Origin of the sequence: Pseudomonas sp. COR18 (assembly GCF_048568395.1) — a bacterium.
Taxonomy (GTDB): Bacteria; Pseudomonadota; Gammaproteobacteria; order Pseudomonadales; family Pseudomonadaceae; genus Aquipseudomonas; species Aquipseudomonas fuscovaginae_B.
Window position 1 is genome coordinate 6,529,010 of sequence record NZ_CP183808.1, and the last position, 26,859, is coordinate 6,555,868.

Consider the following 26,859-nt stretch of genomic DNA (forward strand, 5'->3'; position numbering starts at 1 on the left):
CATTATAACGGCTCACCTACCTGCACAGGAAAAGCCCATGAGCACCCTGACCCAAGCCCCGCTCGCCCCTCTGCTGGAACGCCTGTTCAGCCAGGCCGACGCGAGTTCGCCGATGAGCAGTCCGGCCTTCGCCAACGTCTCGAAGCAAGAGCGCGAGCGCCTGATGCGCAGCAAGACCGAATACCTGAGTCTCTATACACAGTTGAAGGACTTTCCGCTGGCCGTTTCCCGGGAGACCGGTAGCCTGCTCTACATGCTGGCCCGTAGCTGCAATGCCCGGAACATCGTCGAATTCGGTACCTCGTTCGGTATTTCCACCCTGCACCTGGCCGCGGCGCTGCGTGACAACGGCGGTGGACGCCTGATCAGCAGCGAGTTCGAGCCGTCCAAGGTGGAACAGGCAAGGCGCAACCTCGTGGCCGGCGGGTTGGCCGACCTGGTGGAGATCCGGCTCGGCGATGCCTTGCAGACCCTGGCGAACGACCTGCCGGAGCCTATCGACCTGGTCCTGCTCGACGGTGCCAAGGCGTTGTATCCGCAGATTCTCGCGCTGCTGGAAAGCCGCCTGAGGCCAGGGGCGCTGATCATCGCCGACAACGCCGACTACAGCCCCGAGTACCTGGAGCAGGTGCGCGGGAGCGGTTCGGGCTACCTGTCCGTGCCGTTCGCCGAGGACGTCGAGCTGTCCATGCGCCTGGGCTAGCCGTACGTCGCCCTGATCGAGCGTAATCACTCCCGAAGCGGTCACAACCCAGGCATTGCCGCTACCGGCATCGGCAGCGGCATGTGGCAATTCCTCCGGTCGAAAGGCAATCGTGCCAGGCCAATGATCTTTATCGTCAAGGAGACCTACCATGACCGTAAACATCAGCAATCTGACGATCGCGACTCCAGTCGCCACCTCCGCCACCAACCCCGTAGCCCTCGAACTCAACGGCGCCCAGGCCATCTCCCAGTTTCCCAGCGTGATCCAGGTGCTGCCGGACGGCTCCCTGCAGTTCAACGCGCCCACTCGGGGGGCGTCGAGCAAAAGCACCCATCGCACCCGATGCGAGTGGAAGGAATCGATCTACTGGTCGCTGGCCAGCGCGGCGCAACACATCAACGACCAGGAAATGACGGTGATCAAGGTCAACTCCGCACAAAAGGTGGTCATTGCACAGATGCACGTGAAGGGTGACGATAGCCCGGCGGTAAAAGTGTTCTGGAACAAGGGCAATATCACCCTGGGCTTTCGCCAGCGCTACAACCAGACCGACCCGGTGAACACGACGGTGCTCAAGGGCGTTGCGCTCGGGGCGCGGTTCCGGGTCAGCATCCGCGCGACGTCACAGGGCACGGTCAACGTGACCGTCCAGAGCAACGGCCTGTCCGGCGCCTCGGGTGACCTGCAACTGGACGCCAGCTGGAATACCCAGCTGTTCGACTTCCACGGCGGCGTCTACAACCAGATCGATTTCACCGACGCGACACCGGCCGATGACGGCTCGATCTGCATTATCAGCGACCTGCAGATCAGCCACCTCTAGGTGATCACCCTATCAACCGCCAGGGTTGTCAGCCCAACGAATAATCGAACCGATAGGCATGCTGCCCCTCGGTAATGGTAATCACCATCCGCCCGGCCAGCCCCACCAGATCCCCGGTCGCCGAGTCCGGCACCACGATGATCGACTGCTCGGGCACGCCCCGGCTCATGGTCGAGCTGTGCTGCAGGACGAAACTGCCCTTGCGGCCATCCAGCGTACCGGTCACCGTCTCCAGCGCCACGTAGCCGGCCGAGCCCTGCACGCCGCTGCGAAAGGACAGCATCTCGCCCTGGCTGGTTGCCACCAGGTCGCCGTGAAACCGCTTGTCGAGGGACATGCGCCCCAGCCCCGCGCCCCCGGCAGTCTCACTCAGGGATTCGGGGTTGAGCTTGACGTCGAAAAGTCCGTTTGCCTGCTTGTTCATCATGAAGGGTCTCTCGAGAGATGGAACGTTCACCGCGTATTTAACAGATTGCCCTTCGACGAACCAGCAACCTCGAACCGCCGCGCCCGTGGCAAACCCTACCTATCTACCTCACGCCGGGCAGGCACGGCGCCTAGCGTAGCCGATTCGAATCACGTATCGGACCCACGCTCATGTCCAACGCCCCCACCAACCTGCCCGTTGCCCCCACCCGGCCGGAGGCCCTGTTGGCCGCCGCCAGCCAAAAATACGACTACTCCATCAGCAGCGCCGGCCACCTGCTGAACCTGATGGTCCCGAAGGAGATACGCGAGGCCCTGAACAACGCGCGAACGGTCGACGAGGCCCGCGCCACGCTGTCCCGGCTGTGCCGTCAGCCGACCTTGCTGCAGGCCCTGAAAGACATCAGCGGTACACCCATCCCCTCCGGCGGGGCCGCCTGGGCCGCCCTGGCCAGCCTGGTGCGCGCCACCGGCGCCAGCGCCGATTGGGCCAGGGATAACGGCCAGGCGTCGATCGCCGCCTTCATTGCGCCCGGGCTCGGCGAACAGCGGATCGACTTCCTGCAGGCCGTATTCATCCGCGTTCTGCTGACCCAGGCCTACGATCAGCCGGAGCCCCTCTCCAGCGACGTGGGCACGCCGCCGCCCCCCCTGGAAAGCCCTGCACGGCTGGCGGACAGTGCCCAGCCAGGCGCCAACCTGGCGCTGCTCAGCGCGCTGCTGCCGGCGACCACGCCCCGACGCCCACTGGCCTCGACCCTGCTGGCGTACCTGGGGGTCTACGACCTGTCGACCCGTATCCCCACGCACTGGAGTGCCGTCGAGGACTATCAATTTCTGCGTGCCCTGCCGCACTTCCAGGCGCTGGCCGCAAGGATGGGCGACGGCACGACCGACACGCCGGTTTCGCCAGGGCAACAGGCCCACCTGCTGATCCAGGCGCTGCTGGCCACGGTGGAAGCCGACGTCAGCGACCTGTGGCCACTCGGTACCGAATTGGGCACTGCGGATGCCGCCGCCGGCCAGGGCTGGCACGTACTGCGCGACAGCGCCATCCGCGACATCGGCCAGCAGTTGCTGGCCCGGCACAGTGTCGATGACCCGGAACAGGCGAAATTCCTCGCCCGCCTGCTGCTGCAGCGCGAGCGCCCCGAATGGTTTCTCGAGGACGTCGAGACCATCCACAACGACTACGCCCGGGACGTGGCCTCCATCACCTGGCGCTACGTCACCCGCCTGTGCGAAGCGCTGGCGCCGCGCTCGACCCTGGGCAAGCCCCTCGGCGAAGTGGTGCGCCTGGCCGGCGCGCTGGAAAAGCTCGCCGGCGTCTGCGCGCTGGACCCGGGCACCGGCCAGGCAAGGCCCGCCGATGCCAATGAACTCGGCACCCTCAGCGGATTGCTGCTGGCCGAGTCCACCCAGGCCTGGGGCAGCGTCTGGCAGGCCAGAAACGCCGCGCAGTTGCTCGACACCCTGAACCGGGTCGAACAGAACCATCGGGGCCTGCTCGAGCACCTCGGCGCGGAAAAACCGCCGGACCTGACGAAACTGGCCAGGCAGGCCCTGCGCGCGCGCAAGGCCGACCCGGACGAACGGGTCCAGGTCACCGAACACGCGGACACCTATTTCAACTTCTCCCCCTCCCCCAATCAGGTGCTGCGCAGACCCGACCCGACCTGGACGGTGTCGGCCGTGCAGCGCTTGCTGATGAAGGATGCCGGGATTTTCGAGGAGGAGCGCGCCACGGTGGTCGGCCAGTACCAACAGCAGATCGCCCGGTACGCCAACGCGCGCCTGCCCCTGGTGGAAATACGCATCTCGCAGATCCTGCAGCAAATGGCACCGCAAACCCTCAAGCGCCTCGACAGCGGGCGCTGGCGCGTGCACCAGTTGTCTTCGCGCAACGCCCAGCTCTATCAGGAAGGGATTTTTGCCGTGGTGGAAATGGCCCCCGAGGGCAAGCGGCCGGCCCTCTACCTGGCGGCCCGAAAGGACCCGTCCGGAGTGTTCTTCCTGCGCCAGGAAAACGTCCAGGACATGCGGAAAAAGGAACAGGGCGGCCCCCTCGACACGGCACTCAAATACAACCTGGTCGTGCACCTGGGCGGCAAGATCATCAAGGTCATCAGCGAAGCGGCCCAGGATGTGCCCGTCGAGGGGATAGGCCTGGAGCCCGGCGCCTGGCAGGACGGTAAACCGGCGGCGGACCGATCCAGCCTGCACCCGCTCGACCCGGGCAGCGCGGCCTGGCAACTGGCACGCCAGTTGGCCAAGCCCCTGTGGCTCGACCCCATGGTCTGGGAAGCCGCCCACGAGGTCGACCGCAAAGGCCGTGCCCCCTGGCAGAGCGGCGCCAGCTTCAGCCTGTGGTCGCTGATCCCGCTCTACGACTACTTCAAGAAACCCGTTGCCGAGCGCGGCGAGGAGGATCATCGCTCGGCCCTGTTCGACGTCGGCACCTTGTTCGCGCCCGGCGCCGGTCATGCCAGCCGGGCCATGTCGCTGCTGGCCCAGGCGGCCTTGAGCGCCGCGCGGGCCGGCCTGCTGCGAACCCTCGGCCAGGGGCTCACGCTCAAGACCGTGATCGGCGGCCTGCAAGGGGTGATTAACGCCACCGCGTCGCCGCTGTTTCGCCAGGGCCTGCGGGCGGGTGGCCTGCAGTTGACCCAGGCCGCCGGGGAAACGCTGCTGAATATTTCGCCGGTCCCCCTGCCCAACACGCGCTGGTTCGGCAAGCGCAGCCAGCAGCTCTGGCAATGGCTGCCGGGCCCGCAACTGAGGGAAAAGGCCACGCGGCTGATCGATGAGGTGCTGACCAACCGCCTGCGGCCGGCGAACCTTGGCAACCTCAGTGCCTACGTCGTCGAGGATGGCGAAGCCCTGCTCCGTCAGGCCCGCCCGCACCGCTTCAATGGCAGCGCCAGCCTCTACCACGCCAGGGACAGCCGCAACGCCGACCGCTGGCTGATCCGCTACACGGATGACACGCGCCGCGAAAAGGTCTACGAGATCAAGGGCAACTTCAAGCCGCAAAACCACTACGTGGAGATCATCGACCCCATCAGCCGAAAAACCGTGCTGACGGTGGGCAACCAGGCGGGAACCTGGCAGCGGCTCGCGGCCAAGGGTGGCGTGCTGCCCAGCAATGGGCGCAAGATCACCTACCCGATCATCCAGCAGTGGCAGGAACTGGTCAAAACCGACAGCAGCAAGGCCACGCTGAAATTCCAGGCGCAGTTTGCCAAGTCCCACGGGCTGAAGGACAGAAGCCTGTGGGAGTACGTCTCGGTCAATGGCGAACTGGCCGATGAGGGGAAATTCCTCCAGGCCGAGGCCGCGGGCCGCACCTTCAGCCCGCCCACCGTACAGCAACTGCGGGAATGGCGGGACATGCCCGCCGCCGTCCGCCGCAAGACCTCGCAATTCCAGTTCGCCATGGACCACGGCATCCAGTTGCGCGCCCTGGCCCGCCAGGCCAGGAAAACCGGTGAACTGAACTGGCAGGGGCAATATGCCGTCGACCTGGACGAAGGCCGAACCTTCCACGCGCCCACCGCGGATGACCTCAACGCCTGGCGTAACCTGACCCCGGGTCATGCCATCCCCTGGTACGAGTTCGCCCGCGAGCACAGCATCAACCCGAAGACCTTTTCCCGCCTGATCAACCGCGGCCACAAAGCGGACGGTGCCCTGAGTGTGATGGGCGAACATTCGATCAAGCAGAAGACCGGACAGACCTTGCGCGACGTCACCGCCGCGGATATCCAGGCCTGGCGCGACCTGTCACCGGCCGAACGCAAGCAAACCAGCCGGGAACGGTTCGCGGTGGCCCGTCACATCAACCCGAACATCCTCGGCAGACACATCACCACACAGGGCGAACTCAAGCCACTCGGCGAGTTCCGGGTCAACCAGGCCGCCGGTATCGAATACCACGAGCCCACCGTGCAAGAGATCATCGAGTGGCGGGACCTGCCCAGGGCCGAACGCGGAAAGACCTCCCGCGACCGCTTCGCCCTCGACCGGCGCATCGACGTGCCGGGCTTCCAGATCCATGTGAAGGCCAACGGCGAGTTGACGGCGGTCGGCGAGGTCAAGATCCGGCCCGGCGATGAAACATTCCGGCCGCTCACCGCCCAGGACCTGGTCGACTGGCGCGACCTGTCGGCAGCGGAACGCAAGCAGACCAACCGGAAAAAGTTCGCCATCGCCCGCGAACTCAACCCCCGGGTATTCGCCGATGAGGCCCAGGCCTCCGGTGAACTCAAGCCTCCAGGGCAGTTTCGCGTCGACAAGGCCAATGGCGTGGAATTCCATGAGATGACCGCCGAAGAACTGGTCGCCTGGCGAGACCTGTCCAGGGCCGAACGCAAGCTGATGCCCTGGCACCGGTTCGCCCTGGAGCGCCAGATCGATCTGAAGAGCTTCCACCAGTTCAGCTACACCAACGGCAAACTCAAGGACATCGGGCTGTTCAAGGTCAACGCCGCCGCCCGGCAGCGCGCCGCCGCGCCAGACGGCCAGCCAGCGCTGCCGCCCGCCCAGGCGGCATCAGCCGAGGGACCGCCGGCCAAACGTGGCCGGTACGCGCCGAAGGCGGCGATGTCGCCGGCCGAGGCGAAAAAATACGTGGCCCACCGTGTGCTGGAGTTGCAATCGCAACTGCCGTCCTACACAAAGGACAAGACCACCATGGCCGTGGCGCTGCTGGACGACCCCGACGGTCGACAGATCACCGCCATCGCCTCCAGCAATCCCAGGGGCTACCTGCCCAAGGGGGTCACCGTGAAAAAACACGAGCACTTCGTCCGTGGCAATCTGCACGCCGAAGCCGACATCCTCGAATGGGCCGCCCAGCACCAGTACCAGGTGGCGGTGATCGGCGCCGGCCGGCCCATCTGCCGCCCCTGTGCCGAATTGATCGAAGCGGCCCAGGCCGTTCCCGCCACATCGCTGAAGAAGGTATGAACATGAACACTCGACTCGCCACGGTAGCGCCAGAACTGGTGAACTGGGCCGAAAGCCTGCCGGCAGCCCGCCGGCGAACGCTCGCCTGCGCGGTGGCGCAATGGGCCTGCGCCAGGACCGATGTGGCCGGGCTGCTGGGCGAAGGCCCGCTGCAACGCCTGCTGCAACCTGGCTACCATGCCACGGCGCAGGACCGCGCCCTGCTCGGCGCCAAGGCCGATGAACTGGACGAACAGTACTTTCGCCTCGCCGATGAAGGGGAAATTTCGGAGCAGGCCCTGGGCGGGTTCGAACAGGCCAGGGCGCTGTCCTCGCTGCTCTGCTCGTTCGATGCAGGCAACCTGCCGAGCCTCTGCGACACCCTGTACGAAGCGCAGGCGGTGACCGATGACCTGCCCGCCTTCGAGCAACTGTGCCGAAGCTACGCCATGCCATAGATACCTACCACATCCGCACGCGGCCCGCCCCTAGTGTGTCCGATTCGAACCACGAATCGGACCACAGGCCATGCCCAACTCCCCCCAAGACCCTCTTCCTGCCACCGCAGCCCCTCGTTCGGCGCGCAACCGCCGCCTGATCATCGACCAATTGCCCACCTGGCTTTCCGGTGCCAGCCTCGAACGGCGCCAGGCTTTCGCCGCCTGCCTCAAGCGCAGCCAGGCGTCCAAGGCCGCCCTGGCCAAACACCTCGACGGCTTCAAGAGCGTCAGGGAATTTGCCGCCCCGCTGCTGGCCCAGGCCCTGCTGAAACACTACGGCCCGGGCCTGGACGTCCACCAGGATCGGCTCAAGCACGTCCACATCCTTGCCGCCGCCACCCTCGGCAGCCCCCGCCAGGAACAGATCGTCAACCAGAGCCTGCTGCAGGCGGCGCTGCAGAATTTCGAAAGCAGCGAAACCGGCCATTTCGGTTTCGACCGCGGCTCGGCGATCCTGCGCACCAGCAGCCTGCCGCTCAAGCACGCGATCACCCCGCCGGACTTCGCCAGCCTGGCCCGCCAACTCGACCTGGGCGGCCAGTACCAGAAACACATCGAAGGCTTTCTGCTGTCTGCCGAGCCGGGTCAACGCGCCGGCTACCGCCAGTTGTTCGAGCGCCAGCAACGCGACGAACTGGCCCTGCAGACGGAAATCGCCCGGCTGCAGGGCCAGCTGGACGAGGCCGCCTACCAGATGCTGCAGAGCCTACTCGACCCGGACCGCACGCCCAGCTGGGACCAGCGCCCGATCAGTTGCAACACCCTGACCCTGCTCGACTTCGCCAACCCCAGCGGCAGCTACGGTGCCCTGCTCAAGGGGGTCCTGCTGATCGAACGCCAGGCGCCATCGGGCAGCAGCGAGGCCCCCTGCGTGCTCTACCTCGCCGGTGAGCCGAAAGGGGCCGTGCGCCAATATGCCTCGCGCCAGGCCGTGCATGACGACCTGCGCGAACGCCTGCGCGACAGCCACTACCGGACCTTCTTCCAACGCTACGTGCACGTGCGCAGCCAACCGGCGTTCTTCCAGACGCTGGCCGAATGCCTGGCCCCCCTGGACCGCCTCACGGGCCAGCGCAAGCCGGCAACGAATGCCGACCTGCAACTGCAACTGGGCTCCCTGGGCGACGACCCGCTGGACGAATTCTGCGTGTTGCAAACCGTGAAGCGGCTCGACGACGCGCGGGTCACCGCGGTCCCCACCGACGACGAGGACCGGAAAACCCGCAACGCCCGCCTCAAGTCACTGCTCAACTGGACCGAGAACCTGCTGTTCCTGGTTCCCGGGCTGGGCGAAGCCATGCTCGCGGTGGCCGGCGGACAACTGCTGGTGCAGCTCTTCAACGGCATCGAACAGTGGCGGCACCATGAGCAGGAACAGGCCGTGCTCGGTTTTCTCGGCGTGGTGCTGAACCTCGAACTGCTCGGCCTGGCGACCGCGATGCACGTCGATTTCGACGGCGCGGACTTCATCGAGGGGCTGCACCCGATCAGCCCCGAGCCCGGCAGACAGGCACTCTGGAAAGCCGACCTGGCGCCCTACGAACAGACCCTGCCCGAGCTCGGCCGGGCGCACCCCGACGCCACCGGACTCACTCACCACCAGGGCGCCGCCTACCTGAAACTGGAAGGCCGCCACTACCGGGTCGGCCCCGACAACGGCCGCCATCGCTTCCGCCTGCGCCACCCCAACCGCGCCGAAGCCTACGCGCCGCTGCTGCGGCATAACGGCAAGGGCGCCTGGCAACTGGAATTCGAACGGCCCGAGCAATGGCAACAGCCGCAGCTGTTTGCCCGGCTGGACCCACAGGCCGCCAGCCTCGACAGCGAGTCGGCCAACCGCGTCCTGCAGGCCAGCGGCATCGACGAACGCCTGCTGCGGCGCATGCACATGGACCGCCAGGCACCGCCCGCGCTGCTGCAGGACAGCCTCACCCGCTTCCGGCTCGACCAGGACCTGAGCCAGTTGATCCGGCGCCTGAGCAGTGGCGCCGCGGCCGACGGCTCGCTGAACGAGCTGCACATGGAGCTGCAACTGCTCACCAGCGAACCGGTCTGGCCGCGCACCAAGGTCCTGCGCCTGCTCAACCGCCAGCGTGCGCAGATCCAGGAATACCCGGCCGGGCAGCCGCCGGAGGTCAGCCGCATCGACCTGCAATGGCCGGGCCTCGATGCCAACCGCCTGCTGAGCCACGTGCTGGAAAACCTCACCGAGGGTGAAATCCGCACCCTGCTGGACGAGGAGTTCGGCGCCGGCCCGTTCAGCCTCCAGACCCGCACCGCCAACCTGCGGCGCAAGCTGGCCTCCCAGGCGAGCGTGCAGCGCCAGGCCCTGTTCACCTCGCACTACCGCTACCGCACCCAGTCGGAGCTGCCCGCGGCCTCCGTGATCCAGCGCGACTTTCCCGGGCTGTCGAGCCCCATCGCCGAAGAGCTGGCGAGCAACGCCCGCCCGCTCGAACTGCAGCAACTGCTCAACGCCCGCCGGGTACCGCTGCGCCTGGCCGAAGAGGCACGCCACTACCTGCGCAACCAGCGCCTTACGCGTGCCGTCGAAGGGCTCTACCTCGCGTCCGGGCCCAACCCCGACAGCGACCGCCTGATCCTGCGCCTGTTGCAAAGGCTGCCCGGCTGGCCGCGGCAGGTGCGGCTGGAGATCCGCGAGCGCACCGTCAATGGCGCCCTGCTGGACAGCATCGGCGACGAGTCGGCGAGCATCCGCAAGATCCTGGTGTGCAACGGCGGCGGTTACGACACCTACGACGCCCAGGGCCAGGAACTGCACGCCGCCGACGACCTGTATGCCAGCGTCCTGCACGCCCTGCCCGATGCCGAACGCCAGGCCCTGGGCTTTCCCGGCACCCACGAGGCCGAGGGCCTGCGCCAGCGCCTGCTGCAACAGCCGCTGCCGCCGCGCCGGGAGCTGGAAAAACTGCTCGGCCTGCCGCCCATCCGCCCCGGTTACCAACCGCCGATGCGCCTGGCCGATGGCCGGCTCGGCTATCCGCTCAGTGGCAGCGGTGCCGGCGGACGGTCCCTGGGCTCACGCTCGGCGGCCTTCACCGAACTGGCCGAGCGCCTGTACCCGGATCACGCCTGGCAGGAAGTGCAAAGGTTTCTCGGCCTGCAGGGCCTGAACGAAGGCGCGGCCGTGCGCCGTCTCGAAGCGTTGGAGGCCGAATACAACACCCTCTGCGCCGAACTCGATGCCTGGTCGACGGCCGCCCCGGGGTCCATCGCCAACCAGCAGTTGCGCAGCCAACTGGCGGACAGCCTCATACGCTGCTGGCGCCGCGCCCCTTCCACCAGTTCCACCCTGGGCGGTGTCCAGTTCAACTTCCTCACCATGGGCGACCTGACGCCCCTGCCCACGCTCTCGGCGGACTTCAGCCATGTCAGCGAACTGACCCTGCTGCATGGTTTCCCGAATGCCCCGAGCAACATCGACGGGTTTCTCGCGCGCTTCCCCAGGCTCCAGCAACTGAGCATTCGCGGCGGCATCCTCCAGGAACTGCCTGCGCGCCTGGAGTCGATGACGCAACTGACCCACCTGGACCTGAGCAGCAACCGCATCGTCCTCACCCCACAGGACGCCAGCCGCCTCGCCGCCCTGACCCGCCTGAGAAGCCTGAACCTGGGTCGCAACCCGGCACTGGGACACACACCGGACTTCAGCGCGATGACCGAACTGGTCTACCTCTACCTCAACGACTGCGGGCTCGCGACCTGGCCCAGCGGTTTTGAACGACTGCACGGGCTGGACCTGCTGAACCTGCGCTCCAACCGCCTGACCCATGTGCCGTCGGCGCTGCTGCGCACCAGCCAGGAAGGACAGCGGATCGCCAGGGCCCTCGACCTGTTCAACAACCCCATCGACAACCTCGATGACGTCGTCGAGTACTACGAAGAGACCGATATCGACTTCAATCTGGAGCTGCCGATCGACTCGGAGGACGATGACCTGTCACTCGACGATGAGCCCATCCACAACCCGCACCTGCCACGCGGCCCGGTGTCCCGGGATGGGGAGGCCTGGCTGCAGGGGCTGGCGCCCCAGGAGCAGGAAGCCTTTCACAATGACTGGCTGCTGTTGGCCAATGAAGAGCCGGCGGAGCAGTCCGAGGCGTTCTTCCGGGTGATCCAGGACCTGCAAAAGTCCGCCGACTATCTGGACACCCGCCTGCGCCCGCGGGTGCTGGACAAGGTCCGCCGCATGGTCCGCGCCATGGTCGCCGACACCGCGCTACGCGAGAAGCTGCTGCTCAAGGCCAACGCCCCGGATACCCATGCCTGCGAAGACGGCATCACTGTGGTGTTCAGCGACATGGGCCTGGATGTGCTGGAACACGAGGCCTATGCCCAGCCCACCCCGCAGCAGATCGAAGCCAGCCTGCTGGAACTGGCCCGGGGCAAATCCCGCCTGAACCGGGTCAATCAGCAGGCGCGGGCGGAGATCAATCGGCGCAAGGCCGAGGGGCGCAACCCGGATGAGGCGGAAGTCTACCTGGCCTACCGCACCGGCCTGGTCGAACGACTGAACCTGCCCTGGCAGGCCTCGACCATGCAATACGGCGAGATCGCCAACATCGACCAGGACCAGCTGGACCGGGCCTACGCCAGCATCCTCGACCTCGAACGACAGCCCCTGGATCGGGTCAGGGAAGCCTTGCGGCAAGGGTTCTGGCGGGACTACCTGGACATCCAGTACCTGCAGGAACTGGATGCGAAAAGGGCCCTGCGCGACAACAAGGGCGGTGCCCTGGATGACCTGCACGGCGCGCAACAGCGCTGGTTCGCCAGCGCCGGCCTGCCCGCGGCGGAAAAGGCCCGGCTGAAGTCGGCCATACAGGCCGCGGCCCGTATCCTCGGCATGTCGGACCAGGCGGTGTTCGCCCGTAGCATGACCGACGCCGAATACCAGGCCCTCTACGAGGCAATCGCCCGCGAATACGAAGACGAACTGGAGCGCCTCACCCAGCAGGCCCTGCAGGAACTCGAGCCGAGGGTCGCCTGACATGCCGCGCACACCTCTGCCCCCCGTCCTCGACCTGCCTCACGCGCGCTTCATCCTGAACCGCCTGCCACGCTGGTTGAAGGACACCCACTCCGAGCAGCGCGCCGAGCTGCGCGAAGCCCTGGCGACCGCGCACCGGTCCGCCGCCAGGGCCAGCAGCCTCCTCGCCCCCCTCAAAAGCCTGGACAGCTTTGCCGAGCCCATCCTCGAACTGGAGCTCAAGGCCAGTCATCCGCAATTGCACGACATGCAACGGGCCACCCTGGACAAGCGCTGGCAACGCGACACGTTCCTCTGGCAGGCCATCTACGACAGCAGCCCCGAGCACAGTCTGCTCGAGGCGGCCCTCTACAACTTCGAAGACTGGGAAACCCGCCGCAGTGCGTTTGGCAAGGGTTCGACCATTTACCTCACAGGCAAGGCCCAGGGCCTTCGGAGCGAGCTGCTGCCCGAGGAGTTCGCCCAACGTTGCCGACAACTCGACCTGGGCCACAAGTACCTGCAACACCTCATCCAGGTGCTCGACGACACCAACCCGGCGAACGAGCCGCTGGGCTCGGGGAGCAAGCATCAGGTATTCATCAGGCATCAGCGCAACTGCTTCCAGGCCGAACTGCAGATGGCCTACCTGAGTGGCAACCTCACCCAGGAAAGCCTCCAGGCGCTCAAGGTGTTCCTGTTGCACTACGACGCCACCTACGGCAGACGCCTGCGTTGCCACCGGGTCAAACTGCTGGGGCAGATCCTTCCCGGTCTCATCCACTTCGCGGCCGACCCTGACAATGACCAGGGGCGCTGCGCGGTCTATTTCGCCGGGCACCCCACCTACCCGGTCAGGGAGTACAGCTCCCTGAAGATGTTCCAGGTCGCGCTGATGGCGCAACTCAATTCGGCAAACCTGCGACAGCAGTTGGGCCAGCTCCTGCCGCTCGATCACCAGGAGCCGCTGCTGCTGGCCAAGCTGAAAAAAGCCATGCAGAGTTCCAGCGCACCGGACACCCAGCTCGTCAGCCTGTCCGGCTGGATCGAAGAGGATGTGTTCGAGGAAACCCACCGATTGCGGCTGCTGCACCTGATGAGCGACCTCGGCAGGCTGGCGCCGTCGTCCAAAGACGTCAACGCCGAGCGGCGTGAACAACTGCTCGATGAGTTCAAGCTGGCCGGCCTGGACCTGCTGTCCAGCCTCAAGGACCGCATCCCCCGGTTCAAGCGAACGCTGGCGGCCCCACCGGAGATGCTCGGTACGAACGCCATCTTTCAGGACCTCCACACCTGGGGCAAGGCCGAGCGGCTGGCGGCCGCCCTCCATCTGCTCAATATCGTCGAGGCCCAGGCGAGCGGCCAGGTGACGCAACCGATGCACACCGAGGGCCGCTCACTGCCCGAACTGATCCCTGTTCGCGCCAAGGGCGGGACGCGCCTCTGGAAGCCCGACCCAAGCCACTACCGGGTAGCCCTGCGCCTGCCCGAAGGCCAATGGCAGACCAACGCCCTGGGGCTTCATGAAGTGGCGGGCAAGCACTATCTGCTGCTGGACGAATCGTATTACGAGGTCCGCTACGACGGACATCACGGCCACTGGCACATCCTCGGCCAGACCCAGCCGGAGACCTACTCGCCCCCGCTGCGGCACAACGGCGTCGGTGCCTGGCGCACGATACACGAGGACGTCAGGCAATGGTCCGACGCCAGGCTGATCGCACGCCTGTCCCCGCTGGCAGCCCAGTTGCCGCGCCCACTGGCCGATGCCCTGCTGCCTCTGGGCAACACCAACCTGCACACCCTGCGACAACTTCACAAACACCACCGCCGCACCCCGCCGCTGCTGCTCGACAGCCTCAAGCGCCTGTGGATCCTGAAGGAAATCGAGGGTTTCAACCTCGATCAACCCCGCGACAATGCCTGCTCCACACTCTGTTCGGCCATCCGTTCATACCTGGCGAAACTGCTGTCCGACGTGCCGGCCGGCACACAGCTGCGGTTCAGGAAGCAGAACTCGCGCAAGTTCATCCAGTACCCCAAGGGCTCGCGCTGGGTCGACGTCGATGAAGCGTACTGGCTGCCCGATCTGCTCGATCACCTGTACCAGCAGTTGGATCACCCCAGCGCCACCACACAGCGGCATCTGCGTGAAGAACACCCCAAACTGCCCTTGAGCTTCCTGGAGGATCTGGATTTTACCCGGCAGGTCCTGGCACCGACCGAAACGGCGCTGCCGAACCTGGACAGGGAAATCAACCGGGCCCTGGAGCAGGTGCAGGTATCACGGGCATTCGAGGGGCTGCATCCGGACTGGCCGCATGCCCAACACAGTGAACGCCTGGCCTTTTCCCTGCTGGAAACATTGGCGGGTTGGCCAGAGGATATGCGTCTTGAGTTCGTGGACAACGAAGCCAGGCCGTGCCAGCCTGCGTCGGGCATCGGAGCGATCACCAGCCTGAACCACCGGCGGCTGCTGAAAAAGGGCGCCTTTTACGAGATCCAGGACCGACAGGGCAGGACACTCTCGAGCACGGCCGACTTCTACAATGCCCTGTGGCAGGTGCTGCCGACCCCGGCCCAGAGGAAGGTGAGCCAACACCACCAGATCAGCCTGGAAGAGGGCAGGAGTACCGCCGATCTGAAACAGGCCTTGTTCGGGCAGGCCGCCAGGCTGCGCGGCCAGGCTCCCGCGGTGCGCAACCTGCAGCACTTCCTGGCACCGCCCATCAGCGCCTCCGCCGCGCCCCTGCCGGTGCAGTTCGCCGTCCCCGGCCGCCTGGTGTCCGGCCTGCAATTGCGTGACGACGGGATCTACTGGAACCTCAACCGTCACCCGCTCGCCAACCATGACCATCGGCACTACATTCTCGAACGTTATCGCTACTACCCGGTGACCTGGACGCCCGAGGGCTGGCGACTGCTGAACGCCAGCAACCCCTACGGTTTCTATCAGCCGCTGTTGCAGCGCAGAAGCAAAACCGACCCCAGGTGGACCCTTCACCATCCGGACCAGCCGCCGCGACTGCTGGCACAGCCCGACAGCCTGCCAGTACCGGCGGACAACGACACCCGCGACGAACGCCTGCAAAAGAAGATGTTCACACAGGCCCAACGCGTGCGCCTGCAAACCGCCAAATCCTACCATTCCTGCGCGAACTCGCCGTTGACCTATGACCGTGTCGACAACGCCCGCTACCCGCTGCGGGACCTGGAAGGCAGGCCCATGACCATCACCCGGCTGCATTATTCCAACGCCGAGGATGCCCCCCAGACCCTGGCACGGGCGCAACAACTGCTTGCCTACCTCGGGCAGGGCGTGGAGGTGGCACGGCTTTACGAGAGCAAACTGCGCATCCGGCGCTTCCAGCCGTGGCACATGCTGTCCGCCCACGAGCAGCATCTGGTTGGCCGCTTCCGCGTCGCAGCCCGCCGCGACCTGGCCAGTGGCGAGTTGCTCGGCGTCTACGGCGGCATGCTGATTCCGTTGCTGCTCTGCCACCATCGTCGCGACCCTTTTGCCACCTGGGTCGAGGTGGACCGCTCGCTGGAATTGATGCGCCTGCGCGACGGTCGGCTGCAGACGGCCCTGCCGTGCCTGACCGCAGACAACATCCTGTCGCGGATCAACACGATCTTCGAATACGAGGATGGCGTGCCCGTCAGGCAGGCCAGGAGCGGTTACAACGTCCAAGCCATGGCCTTTCCCGTCGACATCCGCACCCATGACGGCTGTATCGAGAAGGACCGCTACTTCATCACGGCGCTGTTCACCTCCCGGGTCGTCAAGGCCGACGAGGAACTGCGCCTGAACCACGGCTACAGTCACGAGCAGATCCAGACCCTGAACAGTGCCGAGTCCACCCGCTGACGAGCACTGCAATAGCTACCGCAACCCATGGAGGTGCCGCGCCTACCCTGCCCCTTCGAACCACCAATCGGGGCCACCCCAAATGACCACCACTGCAAGCCTTACGAGCGGCGCCACCCCTGGCGCCGCCTCCCCTGCCCCCCAGTTGAACCGCCACCAGGCCTTCATCGCCAGCCGCCTGCCGGCGCCGCTCAAGCAACGGCATTCGGCCTGCCTCAAGCCGCTGCTCGACATCCACCCCACCACCCCGGCCTGGTACAGCCAGGCCGACGCCAGCCTGCGTGGCGCCTTCGAGGCCAGCCAACTGGCGCGCTGCGCCAGCCAGCACCCGTTCGAAAGCCTGCTCGGCCAGATCACCCCGCTGGCAGCCTTCGCCGCGCCGCTGCTGCAACTGGCGATCCGGCAGACCTTCGGGCTGGAGCTGGATGTACACGACACCTATTTCGTGCGCCGCCTGCAAACGCCGCGTCCGGCCAGGCTGGGCGGGCTGCTCGACTTCTCCGCCGGCGACCCCAAGGTCAGTGGCTGGTACTGGGATGTCACGCTGCTGGAGGCGGCGCTGCACAACTTCACCGCCGACGAAGCGGCCAAACCGCCCACCGAAGGCGACGAGTTCATCACCCGCGACCACAGCACCGAGCAGGTGCGGATCGCCGCCTACGACCGGGAGCGCGCGCTGTCCCTGCGCCCCGAGCAGTTCGCCACGCTGTGCCGCCAGCTCGACCTGGGGCAACGTTACCAGGAACACCTGCACGCGGTACTCAACCCGGCCGATGCCACGCAAAAGGCCCAGGTCCGCCAGACCTGGACCACTCACCTGCACAACCAACTGGCCGAGGCGGTGCACCTGGCGCGAATGCAGGCGCACATCCCGGACGATGCCTACCAGATGCTCACGCACTGGCTGGCCGACGGCACGGACCTGCGCCTGGGCGGCCACCCGGTGCAGCCCGCGCGCCTGCGGATGCTCGGCGTCGACCTCGACGAAGTCCTGTTCCTGCGCCCCGACGCCGGCCCGTCACCGCGGCGCTGCCTGGTCTACCTGCCCAACGACGAGCTGCATCCGCTGCGCCACTACGATTCCAGCACGGACTTCATGATCGACCTGCGCACGCGCCTGCACAGTGCCCGGTTCCGGCGTTTCTTCGCCCGGTTCATTGCGCTGCGTGAACAGCCGGCGTTCTTCAGCGCGCTGAAAAAACGCCTGGACCCCGGCGACCGCCATGACCTGTGGGACGACTACACCGTCGATCCCGAACGGCGCGTGGGGCTGGACCTGATCGAACTGTACCTGCCGACGGACAGCCGACCCTCGCTGCCAAACCTGCTCCGGGAGCAGTGCGAATCCAGGATCGAGCGCCTGCTCGGCGACGCCCGGGCCCTGGCGGTGCCCACCGACGACGAGGATCGCCAGGCGCGTATCGCGCGTTTCCTCGGCTTCGCCGACGCGGCCATGGACCTGCTCAACCTGCTGGTGTTCATCCCCGGCGTCGGCCAGGTGATGCTGCTGGCCATGGGCACCCGCCTGCTGCATGAGGTCTACGCCGGCATCGAGGCCTGGGAGGCCGGGGAAACCCGCCAGGCCTGGGCCCAACTGCTCGGCGTGGCGATGAACCTGGCCTTCATCGGCAGCGCCGGCGTGGTACTGCCGCATCTGGACAGCTCGGCCTTCGTCGACGGGCTGATCCCGGTCAGCGTGCGCCAGGGCATCACCCGGCTGTGGAAACCCGACCTCGGCCCCTATCGGCACCCGCTGCAACTGCCGGCCCGCTCCCAGCCGGATCGGCTGGGCTTGCACGAGTACCTGGACCATCGCTATCTGCCGCTGGACGACGGCTACTACCAGTTGCACGCCGACCCGCGCAGGGCCGGACGCTATCGTGCCCGCCATGGCCGCGCCGAGGAACTGCTGCACCCCTACCCCCCGAATTCCACAGCAATGGCGCCGGCGCCTGGCGCCACGCTTTCGAACGCCCCCTGGGCTGGTCCGACGCCCACCTGTTCCAGCGCCTCGGCCCCGAGGCCGCGCGCCTCGACGCCAGCGCCGCGCGGCATGTCCTGCACATCAGCGGCGTCGACAACGACGCGCTGCGCGCCCTGCATCACAACCGCGGGCGAACCCCCGCGCTGCTCAGCGACAGCGTGACCCGCTTCGCCCTCGACCGCGAGCTGGCGCACCTGCTGCAACGCCTGGAGAACGGCGGCAATTCAGGCGGTACCCTCGACGAACTGCACATGGAGCTGCAACTGCTGACCAGCGACCCGGTCTGGCCGGCCACCCGGGTCCTGCGGCTGCTCGACGATGCCGGGCGCACGCTTCAGGAATACCCGGCAGACATCGACGCCCAGGTACCGCGGATCGAGGTGAGCTGGCCACAGCTGGAGGCCGATGACCTGCTCCGCCAGGTGCTGGGCCCGCTCGACGACAGCGAAATCCGCCTGTTGCTGCGCGAGGAGTTCGGCCAGGGCAGCACCAGCCTGGCGGCCCGGGTCGCGGCCCTGCGCCGACGCCTGGCCGGGGCTGCGCTCAAGCGCCGCCAGGACCTGTTCGAATCCCACTACCGCCACCGCACGGCCGCCAGCCGTGGCGAACCGGGGGCCGCCCTGTTGCAGCGCGATTTCCCCGGCCTGCCGGACCGCCTGGCCGAGGAGCTGGCCCGCGCCGCCGACGGCAACGAAAGCAAACGCCTGGCCGCCGGCCGGGTACCGCTGCGCCTGGCCGAGGAAGCCCGCTACCTGTTGCGCAACGTGCGCCTGGCGCGCCTGTACGAGCCGCTGTACCTCGACTCGGTCGGCCAGGCCGAGGGGCATCGCCTGGTGCTGCTGATGCTCGGCAAGTTGCCGGGCTGGTCCAGCCAGGTCCGCCTGGAGGTACGGGACCGTTTCTTCGCCGGCCCCCTGCTCGACAGCCTCGGCCCCGAGACGGCGCCGATCCGCAAGGTGCTGGTGAGAAACGGCGAACGCTACGAGGCCCATGACGATCAGGGCCAGGAACTGCACGGTGCCGACGACCTGTACGCCAGCGTGCTGCACGCCCTGCCCGATGCCCAGCGCCAGGCACTGGGTTTTCCCCATGTCGGCCAGGGCGCGCAACTGAAACAGGCCCTGCGCGCCCTGCCGCCGCTGCCCCGCGCGGAACTGGCGCGGCACCTTTCGCTGCCGCCCATCAGGCCACGCTGGCGTTCGCCACTGCGCCTGGCCGATGGCCGGGTCGGCTACGCGCTGAGCGGCCGCGGCGCGGGCAACGGTCCGGGCACGTCCCTCGTCAGCCGGCTGGCCCGCGAGCTGTACCCGAACCTGTCGCTGGCGCAGGTGGAAACCCTGCACGGCCTGCGCGACCTCGGCCAGGGCGCGGCGATCGGCCGGCTGCGGGCCCTGCAAGGCGAATACCGCACCCTGGAAAACGAGCTGGAGGCCTGGGTCGGCGAGCCCCAGGGCGCCGAGGGCAACGGCAAACTGCGTTTCGCCGTCCAGCTCAAGCGCTGCTGGCGCCACGAGACCGATCGCGCCATCGACCACGAAGGCGACCCGATCGTCCTCGACCACCAGGGCATGCGCGTGCCCGGCCATGAACTCACCCTCACCGGCTACCCGCTGGACAGCCTGCCGCTGCTGTCCGGGCGCTTCGTGCATGTCGCCGAATTGCACCTGCGTTCGATCACGCTGCAAAACTCGCCGTCGCTGGAGCGGTTTCTGGAGGCGTTCCCCAACCTGCTGCGGCTGAACCTCTCGGGCAACCTGCTCACGCGCCTGCCGGCGGCCCTGGCGCACATGAACCGACTGACGCACCTGGAGCTGAGAAACAACCAACTGGTCATCCCCGCCACCGGCACAAGCCCCCTGAGCCCGTTGCGCCACCTGCAAACCCTGAACCTGGAAAACAACCCGGACCTGGGCACCCTGCCCGATCTGCGCCCGCTGGCCGCCCTGCGCTTCGTGAACCTGCGCAATACCGGCCTGCGCGAGATCCCACAGGGCTATGACCGCTTGCCCGATCTGCGCCGCCTCGACCTGCGGGACAACCGCATCAGCCAGGTTCCCGACGAAGTCTTCGGCCTGAGCGCCGCCCGCCAGCAACTCAACCTGTCGATCAACCTCGACGCCAACCTGATCCCCGCCGACCTGCATCGACGCATCGCCCGCTACCGCCAGCAGACCGGCATCGACCTGGGCCTGGAAGTGCTGCCGGAGAGTGACGACCTTTCCGAGTCGAGCAACAACTCGCGCCCGCACTCCCAGGCCAGCCAGCACCACAACCGCTGGGGCAGCGCCTCGCCCGTGCCGCGTGACAGCGCGCCCTGGCTGCCGGGCCCGGATACCGCCGAGCACGAACTGCGGCGCAACACCTGGCTGCGCCTGGCCAGCGACGAGATCGAGGCCTCCGAGGCTTTCTTCAAGGTGCTGGCCGACCTGCGAAACTCCGCCGACTATCTCCAGGGCGATGGCGCCCACCGCCCGCAACTGCTCGATCGGGTCTGGCGCATGGTCAAGGCCGCCGAGCAGGACAGCGCCCTGCGCCACCGGCTGTACCTCATGGCCAACCGCGCGGTCGACACCAGCGGCAGCATGATCGAGGCCGATACCTGTGAAGACGGCATGACCGTGACCTTCGACGACATGGGCCTGGAAGTCCTGCTGCACGAGGCCCGGGCCCTGCCCCTCGAACAGCGCGAAGAGCCGTTGTTGCGGCTGGCGCGCGGCAAGGCCCGCCTGGCCCAGGTCAAGCAGCGGGCCCGCCAGGTGATCGAGGCGCGCCGCAACAGCCAGGAAGCCGTGCATGAAGCGGAAATCCACCTGGCCTTCCGCATCGGCCTGGCCAGCCGGCTGGACCTGCCCTGGCAGGCCGGGAGCATGCTCTACAGCCAGGAGGCGAACGTCGACCGGGCGACACTGGAACAGGCCAGCCGGGCCATCCTGGCCGAAGAGCGCCTGCCCGGCGAAGCGGCCAGGCGCCTGCTGGAGCAGCCGTTCTGGGAAGAATACCTGCTGGAGCGCTACGGCCAGACCCGGCTCAAGGAACCCAGGGAGCAACGCGACGACATGATCGGCGCGCTCGATGACCTGCTCGACGCCCAACGCGAATGGTTCACCGGCGATGCCCTGGACCGCACCCGCAAGGACGCATTGCAACAGACCATCAGCCAGTCGGCGCGCACCCTGGGCCTGACCCAGACCGAAGCGTTCCTCCGAGCCATGACCGACAGTGCCTACAAAAGCCACGCCGAGCGTATCGCCAGGACCTACCAGCGGGCATTGGCGCAGTTGACCGAACAACTGCGCCAACAGCACGGGCTGTAAGCCCACGCCAGCACTATCTAACGCCCCGCCCGCGCCGGTCGCGGTAGCGTGGCCGGCATTCCGGCGGCTCCACCCCGCCCCCGCGCGGCGGGGCCGCTCCCCCCATGAAGGTACCCTACATGCCCGATCAACCTCCCTTTTACCTGCTGTCCCAGGCCGCGGAGTTGCGCAGCACCCTCAGCGCCGAAGAACAGGCGCTGTCCATCGACAGCGCCGAGCGCAATTGGCTGAGCAACCTGTACCTGGCGAACCAGGACGCCCGCGAGGCGCTCGATGAGCCGATGTACGTCGACAAGCTGCTCATCGTCGCCCAGGGCGCCACCACGGCGGACCTGGCCGGCAGCTTCCTGGCCAGCGGCGCCGCCGGCCACGCGGTGTTCCTCTGCACCCCGGCATTCGGCCTGGAACGCTTCGGCTCCCGCGACCTGGCCCTGGCCAAAGTACGCGAACGCCTGGCTGTCCCGGCCCAGCGCGATGAACTGCTGCGCTTCGTCCCGCTGCACATCCGCAACGCCATCGGCCTGGAGCCACTGCCGGCGCTGATCACCCGCCCGATCCAGGGCATCGTCCTGGATGACCGGCGCCAGGCCATCAACACCTACCTCGACATCACCCTCAAAGACCTGCAGGACGAACTGCTGGAACTGCCCAGCCTCAAGTCCCTGCTCAATCGGTTGTTCGACAGCACCCTGGGCAAGCGCTTTCCCCAGGCCAACCTGAAAGCCCTGCGGGTGATCAGCCACCCGGCCCCCAGCGCGGCCGAATCGACCAGCGGGCAGCCGCTGCGCGCCCTCTCGACCCACTCCCTGACCGAGACCCTGCTGGAGCGCTACAACCACGGCCCGTGGCCCGGCGACCAGGTTCACGAGTTCCTCGCCCCCGGCTACACCGCGCAGGCAGCGGACACCGCGGTCTGGGAAAACACCCTGCTCACCCTCGCCAGCCAGTTGCCAGGCCACCTGCAAAGCCGGCTCAACGCCTTCTGGGACGCCCCGCTGGCTATCGGCCAGCCGCGCCGGCACTTGTTCGTCGACGCCCTGGGCAGCCGTTTTCGTGCCGAGCTGCTGCACCAGGAACAGGACCTGAATGAAATCGCCGCCGACGACTACCCGGTGCTGAGCGCCCTCTATCCGCTGGACCGCTCCCGGCTCGGCGCCGTGGCGCTGTACACCCTGATGGTCCAGTCCAGCGCCGGCTCGTACCCGCTGGCCAACGCCTTCGTGGTGCACAACCTGGGCCGCCGCTCCGCCGAATACCTGCTGTATGGAGCCGATCGGCTGCAGGCCTTCGACAGCCAGGCGGCGCTGCTGGAATCGGTGAGGACGCAACTGCAGCAGCCCGGGCAAGACCCAGACTGGCACCTGGGCCTGTCGCTGCGCGAACGCGCCGAACTCCAGAGCGCGTCCCTCAGCGGGGTTGCACTGGTCGCCAGTTCCCTGTCGATTTTCGATACGCTGTTCAGCCGCGTCATCAGCAAGCTGCTGGACAATGTCAGCTACGTGCTCAAGCGCTATCGCGACAGCGACGGCGCCCTGGTGCTGCCGGCGGCCTTCGACAGCGCACTGGATATCCGCGGCCTGATCTCTCCCCGGCTACCGGCCCTCGCCAAAGGCCCGCGCTGGAGCCATCGGCTGGACCTGTCGCCCAGCGAAAAACCGGCGTCACAGCCGCTGATCAAGACCCTACGGCCAACCCTGGAGACCGCCCGGCACCAGTTGGCGACCCTGGAACAGCTCAAGAGCCGGCTCAGCGAAGGCCTGCAAAAACGTCCGTCACTCAAGGACTTCATCCGCGGCGAGCTGTCCAGCGCGCTGAAGCAGGCAAAACTGCACAACCTCTCGCCCGACAACCTGTACCTCAACCACTACGCCTCGGCACTGCCCGAGGTCGGCGATCCCAGCCTGCCCCCGCTGACGTCGCGGAGCGTGGTGGACCATGTGCTCGAACGCCTGACCGACGGCAGCGGCGAACCCGACCAGACCACCAGCGGCCTGTTCAGCAAAACCGCCGACGGCGGCTGGTCACGGGTGACCAACCTGGAGATCGAACCGTTCAACCGGATCGTCGCCACCCTGCTGCCGGACCTGCTCGGCCAGTACCTGCGCCGGCAACGCTCGCTCTATGGCGAGCTGTCCGGCACCCTGCACGAGGCGATCCGCAGTGGCTTGCGCCAGGAAGTGCAACTCAAGGAAATGCGCGGCGCCCTCAACGCCGGCGACCTGGACCTGCTCGACAACCTGCTCGACAGCCATCGCCGCGACGAGCGCCCGGGCCTGCACGGGTTCATCCCGGACGCCTTCGCCCTCACCTACAGACCCGACACCGCAGCCGCGCCGATCAGGCTGCACAACTGCTTCCTGCTCACCGCCCACGGCGGCCTGGACCAGGAGCACTCCGGCAGAACCCTGCTCTGGACTCCGGCCCAGGGCGCCGAAGCCTTCGACTCGCTGCACAGCGCCGACAACGAGTTGCAACGGCGTCTGCATGACCCGGTGGAGCGCCTGTCCCTGCTGGAAAACACCACGCAAGAGCAACGGCCCCGGCATTTGCCCATCGCCACGCCGCAGCGCGGCAACCGCCGGACCTACCCGAGCCTGGGCTTCGAGCTGATCCACAACGGCCTGCAGAACAATCGCTACAACTCACTGATCGACAAGGCACTGGCCGACTTGAACCATGCCGTCACCTCGGATTACAAGGGTGACAACCTGCACCAGCACCTGCAAAGCTGCCTGGACAGCCACGCCACCGTGCCCATGCTCGAACGGGCGCTGCAAGCGGCGCAGAACAGCGCCACCCACCTGGCGCTGCCGCCCTGGCTCAGGAGCGCCAGCGACAGCCAGCAGTTCGCCCTGGCCGCCCTGCTCGACCGCTATCGCCAGGACGCCGCGACCACCGACGACTACCACCGGGGCATTCCCGATATCCGCGAGACCGCCCGCACCAAGCTCAAGAGCCTGCTGGCGCGGGACTTTCCCCAGGCCTACCTGGACCCGCAGCGGATCACCGTCTGGCTGACTCCGCGCGAGGCGGCGCTGCCGCTCAGCGAACCGTTGAGCGAATTCGTCCTGCGCCATGTCGACGACATCAGGCCGCGCGCGATCAGCCTCAGCAGCGACGCAGGCAGCCTGCCCGGCACGTTGACCGACGAGCGGATCAAGGCCCTGGTGCAGGAGGCGGACATCGGCCAGCACTACGCAGCACTGCTCGAATCGCATCTGTCGCCCGAGGTGCTGCACAACGCCCATCGCCGTCCGGCGTTCAGCCGGCACAGCTTCTGGCAGGGCCTGCTGCACGCCTTCGTGCAACGGCTGCGCAACACCCTCTCGGAAAAGGCCCACGCCTACATCAAGCACCTGCTGGCCATGCCGGACGGTGTCGCGCGCCTGCCGCTCGATGGGCAGCACATCGAACTCAAGCCACTGCAACTGCAAAGTGGCGCGCAGACGCCGGCCGACCCGGTGGCCGGGTTCTACCTGATCGGTCCGCACGCCAGCCAGCCGGGCCCGCGTGTCCTGTTCTGCCCCCAGGGCGATCGACCGGTGTTCCAGGAATACCCCAGCGAAGCGGCGCTGCTCGGCGACCTCGGGCGCTCCACCAGCCTGCAGCAGCAGGTCCTGGAACGGCTGCCCCTGGCACGCTACGCGCACTACGCGCAGCAGGCGTTCAAGGGCGCCCTGACGCTCGGCGACCACCCCGAGCGCGGCAATCTGTTCCATCGGCTGTACCAGGACATGACCGGCCTGTTCAAGCACCTGCTCGGTTGCCAGTACCTGGCAGGCCGGGGCTCGCTCTGGAACAAGGCGCTGTCCTGGCTCAAGGGTGAACTGCAACAGGGTGCGACCCACCTGCTGGGCCGGCTGCGCCTGCCGTGGCTGGTCTGGCAGTCGCTCTCGCAACTCAGGGACGCCGGGCAGAAAGCCTGGCAAGGTCGCTGGAGCGAGGCCATCGAGGCGTTCGCCATGACCCTGGCCAAGCTGGCGATGGCGCGCCGCGGCTGGGTCCAGTCCGACCTCGGCGGTGCCGCGCAGCCCCCCGCCAGCGCCCCCGCCGAATCGCCCTTCCCCAGCCAGGCCTGGGGCGACCAGCGCCTGACACCCGGGCAAAAGGCCATGCTCCTGGGCCTGCAGGCCCAGCGCGTCGCCCTGCAGCACATGACCCCGAACCGCGCCGGCGACCTCTACACCGACCCGGCCAGCCGGCAGACCTTCGTGGCGATCGGCGGCCGGGTATTCCGGGTACGCCAGGAACAACAGCGCTGGCGCATCGTCACCGACAGCGGCCAGGGCCCCTGGCTGCGCCAGGATTCCCGGGGGCAGTGGTCATTCGACCTGGCCGACCGCTGCCTCAAGGAGGCTCACCATGAAAATGCTTGATCATTGCATCGGCCAATGGGCGATCCGCGAAGAACTGCGAGTGGAGGCCGTCGGCATCCACGACATCCGGCAACTCTATCCCAACCGCGCCCGCATGCTCGCCCATGCCCATCGCCAAGCCGTGGCATACCTCAACAACGCCCTGTACAACGTGGACCGGCTGTTCAACGGCCAGCGGCTGGACACCAAGCGTCGCCGCTTCATCGAAGAATTCCTCGGCGTTGCCCAGGTCGACAACGACATCATCCGCAAACTCAAGATCCGCATGGGCGTCATGCTCGACGAATTGCTCAAGCCCTCGCTCAACCCACAGCACTCGTCCCGTTACATCGTCGGCTCGGGACGGCAGCCGGAGCACACCAACCAGGCCTTTACCGTGAGGCGGGAAAAGGGTGGGAACATCTACCTGACCGAACGCTTCTTCGAGCCAGGCCTGGAGGTGTACCTGCCCATACGCCCGCGCACCTTCGACGCCTATGGGCACCACATGGCCACGGTGCTGCTGCACGAAATCAGCCACATGACCCTCGAAACCCTGGACTTCGCCTACCTGGACCCCAGCCGCCCGTTCGTCGACCTGATCGACACCAGCACACCCGATGGACGGCTTCGCCACCTGGTGCTCGAAGAACTGCAACGGAATGCCTTGTCCGCCACCACACCGGGCAACGAGCTGTTCAAGACCCTCGATGACTACGAACTGCGCTGGTACGACCTGGAAGGCGACCTCAGGCAGCGGGTATTGAGCCTCACCGGCACCCGCGACCTGGACAGCGCCCGGCGGGTCTTTTACTCCGACGCGGGCAAGCGCACCGATGTGATTCTCAACAACGCCGACTCCATGGCCCTGCTGATCACGCACCTGGGCCGACCGGTGGAGTTTCAGCCCCTGGAAGAACCCAGCTCCAACCCGTCAACCTGA

11 protein-coding genes are annotated in these 26,859 nt (G+C 67.1%); 10 read left to right on the plus strand and 1 reads right to left on the minus strand.

The genetic code is table 11. The features are described 5' to 3' along the window. Window positions 1-37 precede the first annotated feature (37 nt). Window positions 38-703 (plus strand): O-methyltransferase, encoded by a 666-nt coding sequence (locus tag ACM62G_RS29310; RefSeq protein WP_054062335.1) that lies wholly within the window; start codon window positions 38-40, stop codon window positions 701-703. A gap of 151 nt (window positions 704-854) precedes the next feature. Then, window positions 855-1,529 carry a polysaccharide lyase family 7 protein gene (locus tag ACM62G_RS29315; protein WP_419736249.1) on the plus strand — a complete coding sequence of 225 codons (675 nt, stop codon included), beginning with the start codon at window positions 855-857 and terminating at the stop codon, window positions 1,527-1,529. A 28-nt stretch (window positions 1,530-1,557) separates the two neighbouring features. Here ACM62G_RS29315 and ACM62G_RS29320 read toward each other — a convergent pair whose 3' ends face one another. Continuing rightward, complete coding sequence (locus ACM62G_RS29320) at window positions 1,558-1,953, minus strand: DUF3224 domain-containing protein (protein ID WP_273824071.1); 396 nt, start codon at window positions 1,951-1,953, stop codon at window positions 1,558-1,560. Between the two features lie 173 nt (window positions 1,954-2,126). On the opposite strand from ACM62G_RS29320, the gene ACM62G_RS29325 reads away from it, so the two are divergent. From ACM62G_RS29325 to ACM62G_RS29360, 8 genes are all read left to right on the plus strand, one after another. Beyond that, window positions 2,127-6,923 carry a hypothetical protein gene (locus ACM62G_RS29325; protein WP_419736250.1) on the plus strand — a complete coding sequence of 1,599 codons (4,797 nt, stop codon included), beginning with the start codon at window positions 2,127-2,129 and terminating at the stop codon, window positions 6,921-6,923. A 2-nt stretch (window positions 6,924-6,925) separates the two neighbouring features. Further along, complete coding sequence (locus ACM62G_RS29330; RefSeq protein WP_054062338.1) at window positions 6,926-7,360, plus strand: hypothetical protein; 435 nt, start codon at window positions 6,926-6,928, stop codon at window positions 7,358-7,360. 70 nt (window positions 7,361-7,430) lie between these two features. Then, on the plus strand, window positions 7,431-12,413 hold the full coding sequence (locus ACM62G_RS29335; RefSeq protein ID WP_419736251.1) for a dermonecrotic toxin domain-containing protein: 4,983 nt from the start codon (window positions 7,431-7,433) through the stop codon (window positions 12,411-12,413). Between the two features lies 1 nt (window position 12,414). Then, window positions 12,415-16,263, plus strand: a complete 3,849-nt coding sequence (locus tag ACM62G_RS29340) for a dermonecrotic toxin domain-containing protein (protein WP_419736252.1) — start codon at window positions 12,415-12,417, stop codon at window positions 16,261-16,263. A gap of 82 nt (window positions 16,264-16,345) precedes the next feature. Further along, window positions 16,346-18,409 (plus strand): dermonecrotic toxin domain-containing protein, encoded by a 2,064-nt coding sequence (locus ACM62G_RS29345; protein ID WP_419736253.1) that lies wholly within the window; start codon window positions 16,346-16,348, stop codon window positions 18,407-18,409. Next, on the plus strand, window positions 18,406-21,561 hold the full coding sequence (locus ACM62G_RS29350) for an NEL-type E3 ubiquitin ligase domain-containing protein (protein ID WP_419736254.1): 3,156 nt from the start codon (window positions 18,406-18,408) through the stop codon (window positions 21,559-21,561). The genes ACM62G_RS29345 and ACM62G_RS29350 overlap by 4 nt, the downstream gene beginning before the upstream one ends. Before the next feature lie 119 nt (window positions 21,562-21,680). After that, window positions 21,681-25,937, plus strand: coding sequence for a dermonecrotic toxin domain-containing protein (locus ACM62G_RS29355; protein ID WP_419736255.1), 4,257 nt, complete (start codon window positions 21,681-21,683; stop codon window positions 25,935-25,937). Then, on the plus strand, window positions 25,924-26,859 hold the full coding sequence (locus tag ACM62G_RS29360) for a hypothetical protein (RefSeq protein ID WP_419736256.1): 936 nt from the start codon (window positions 25,924-25,926) through the stop codon (window positions 26,857-26,859). The genes ACM62G_RS29355 and ACM62G_RS29360 overlap by 14 nt, the downstream gene beginning before the upstream one ends.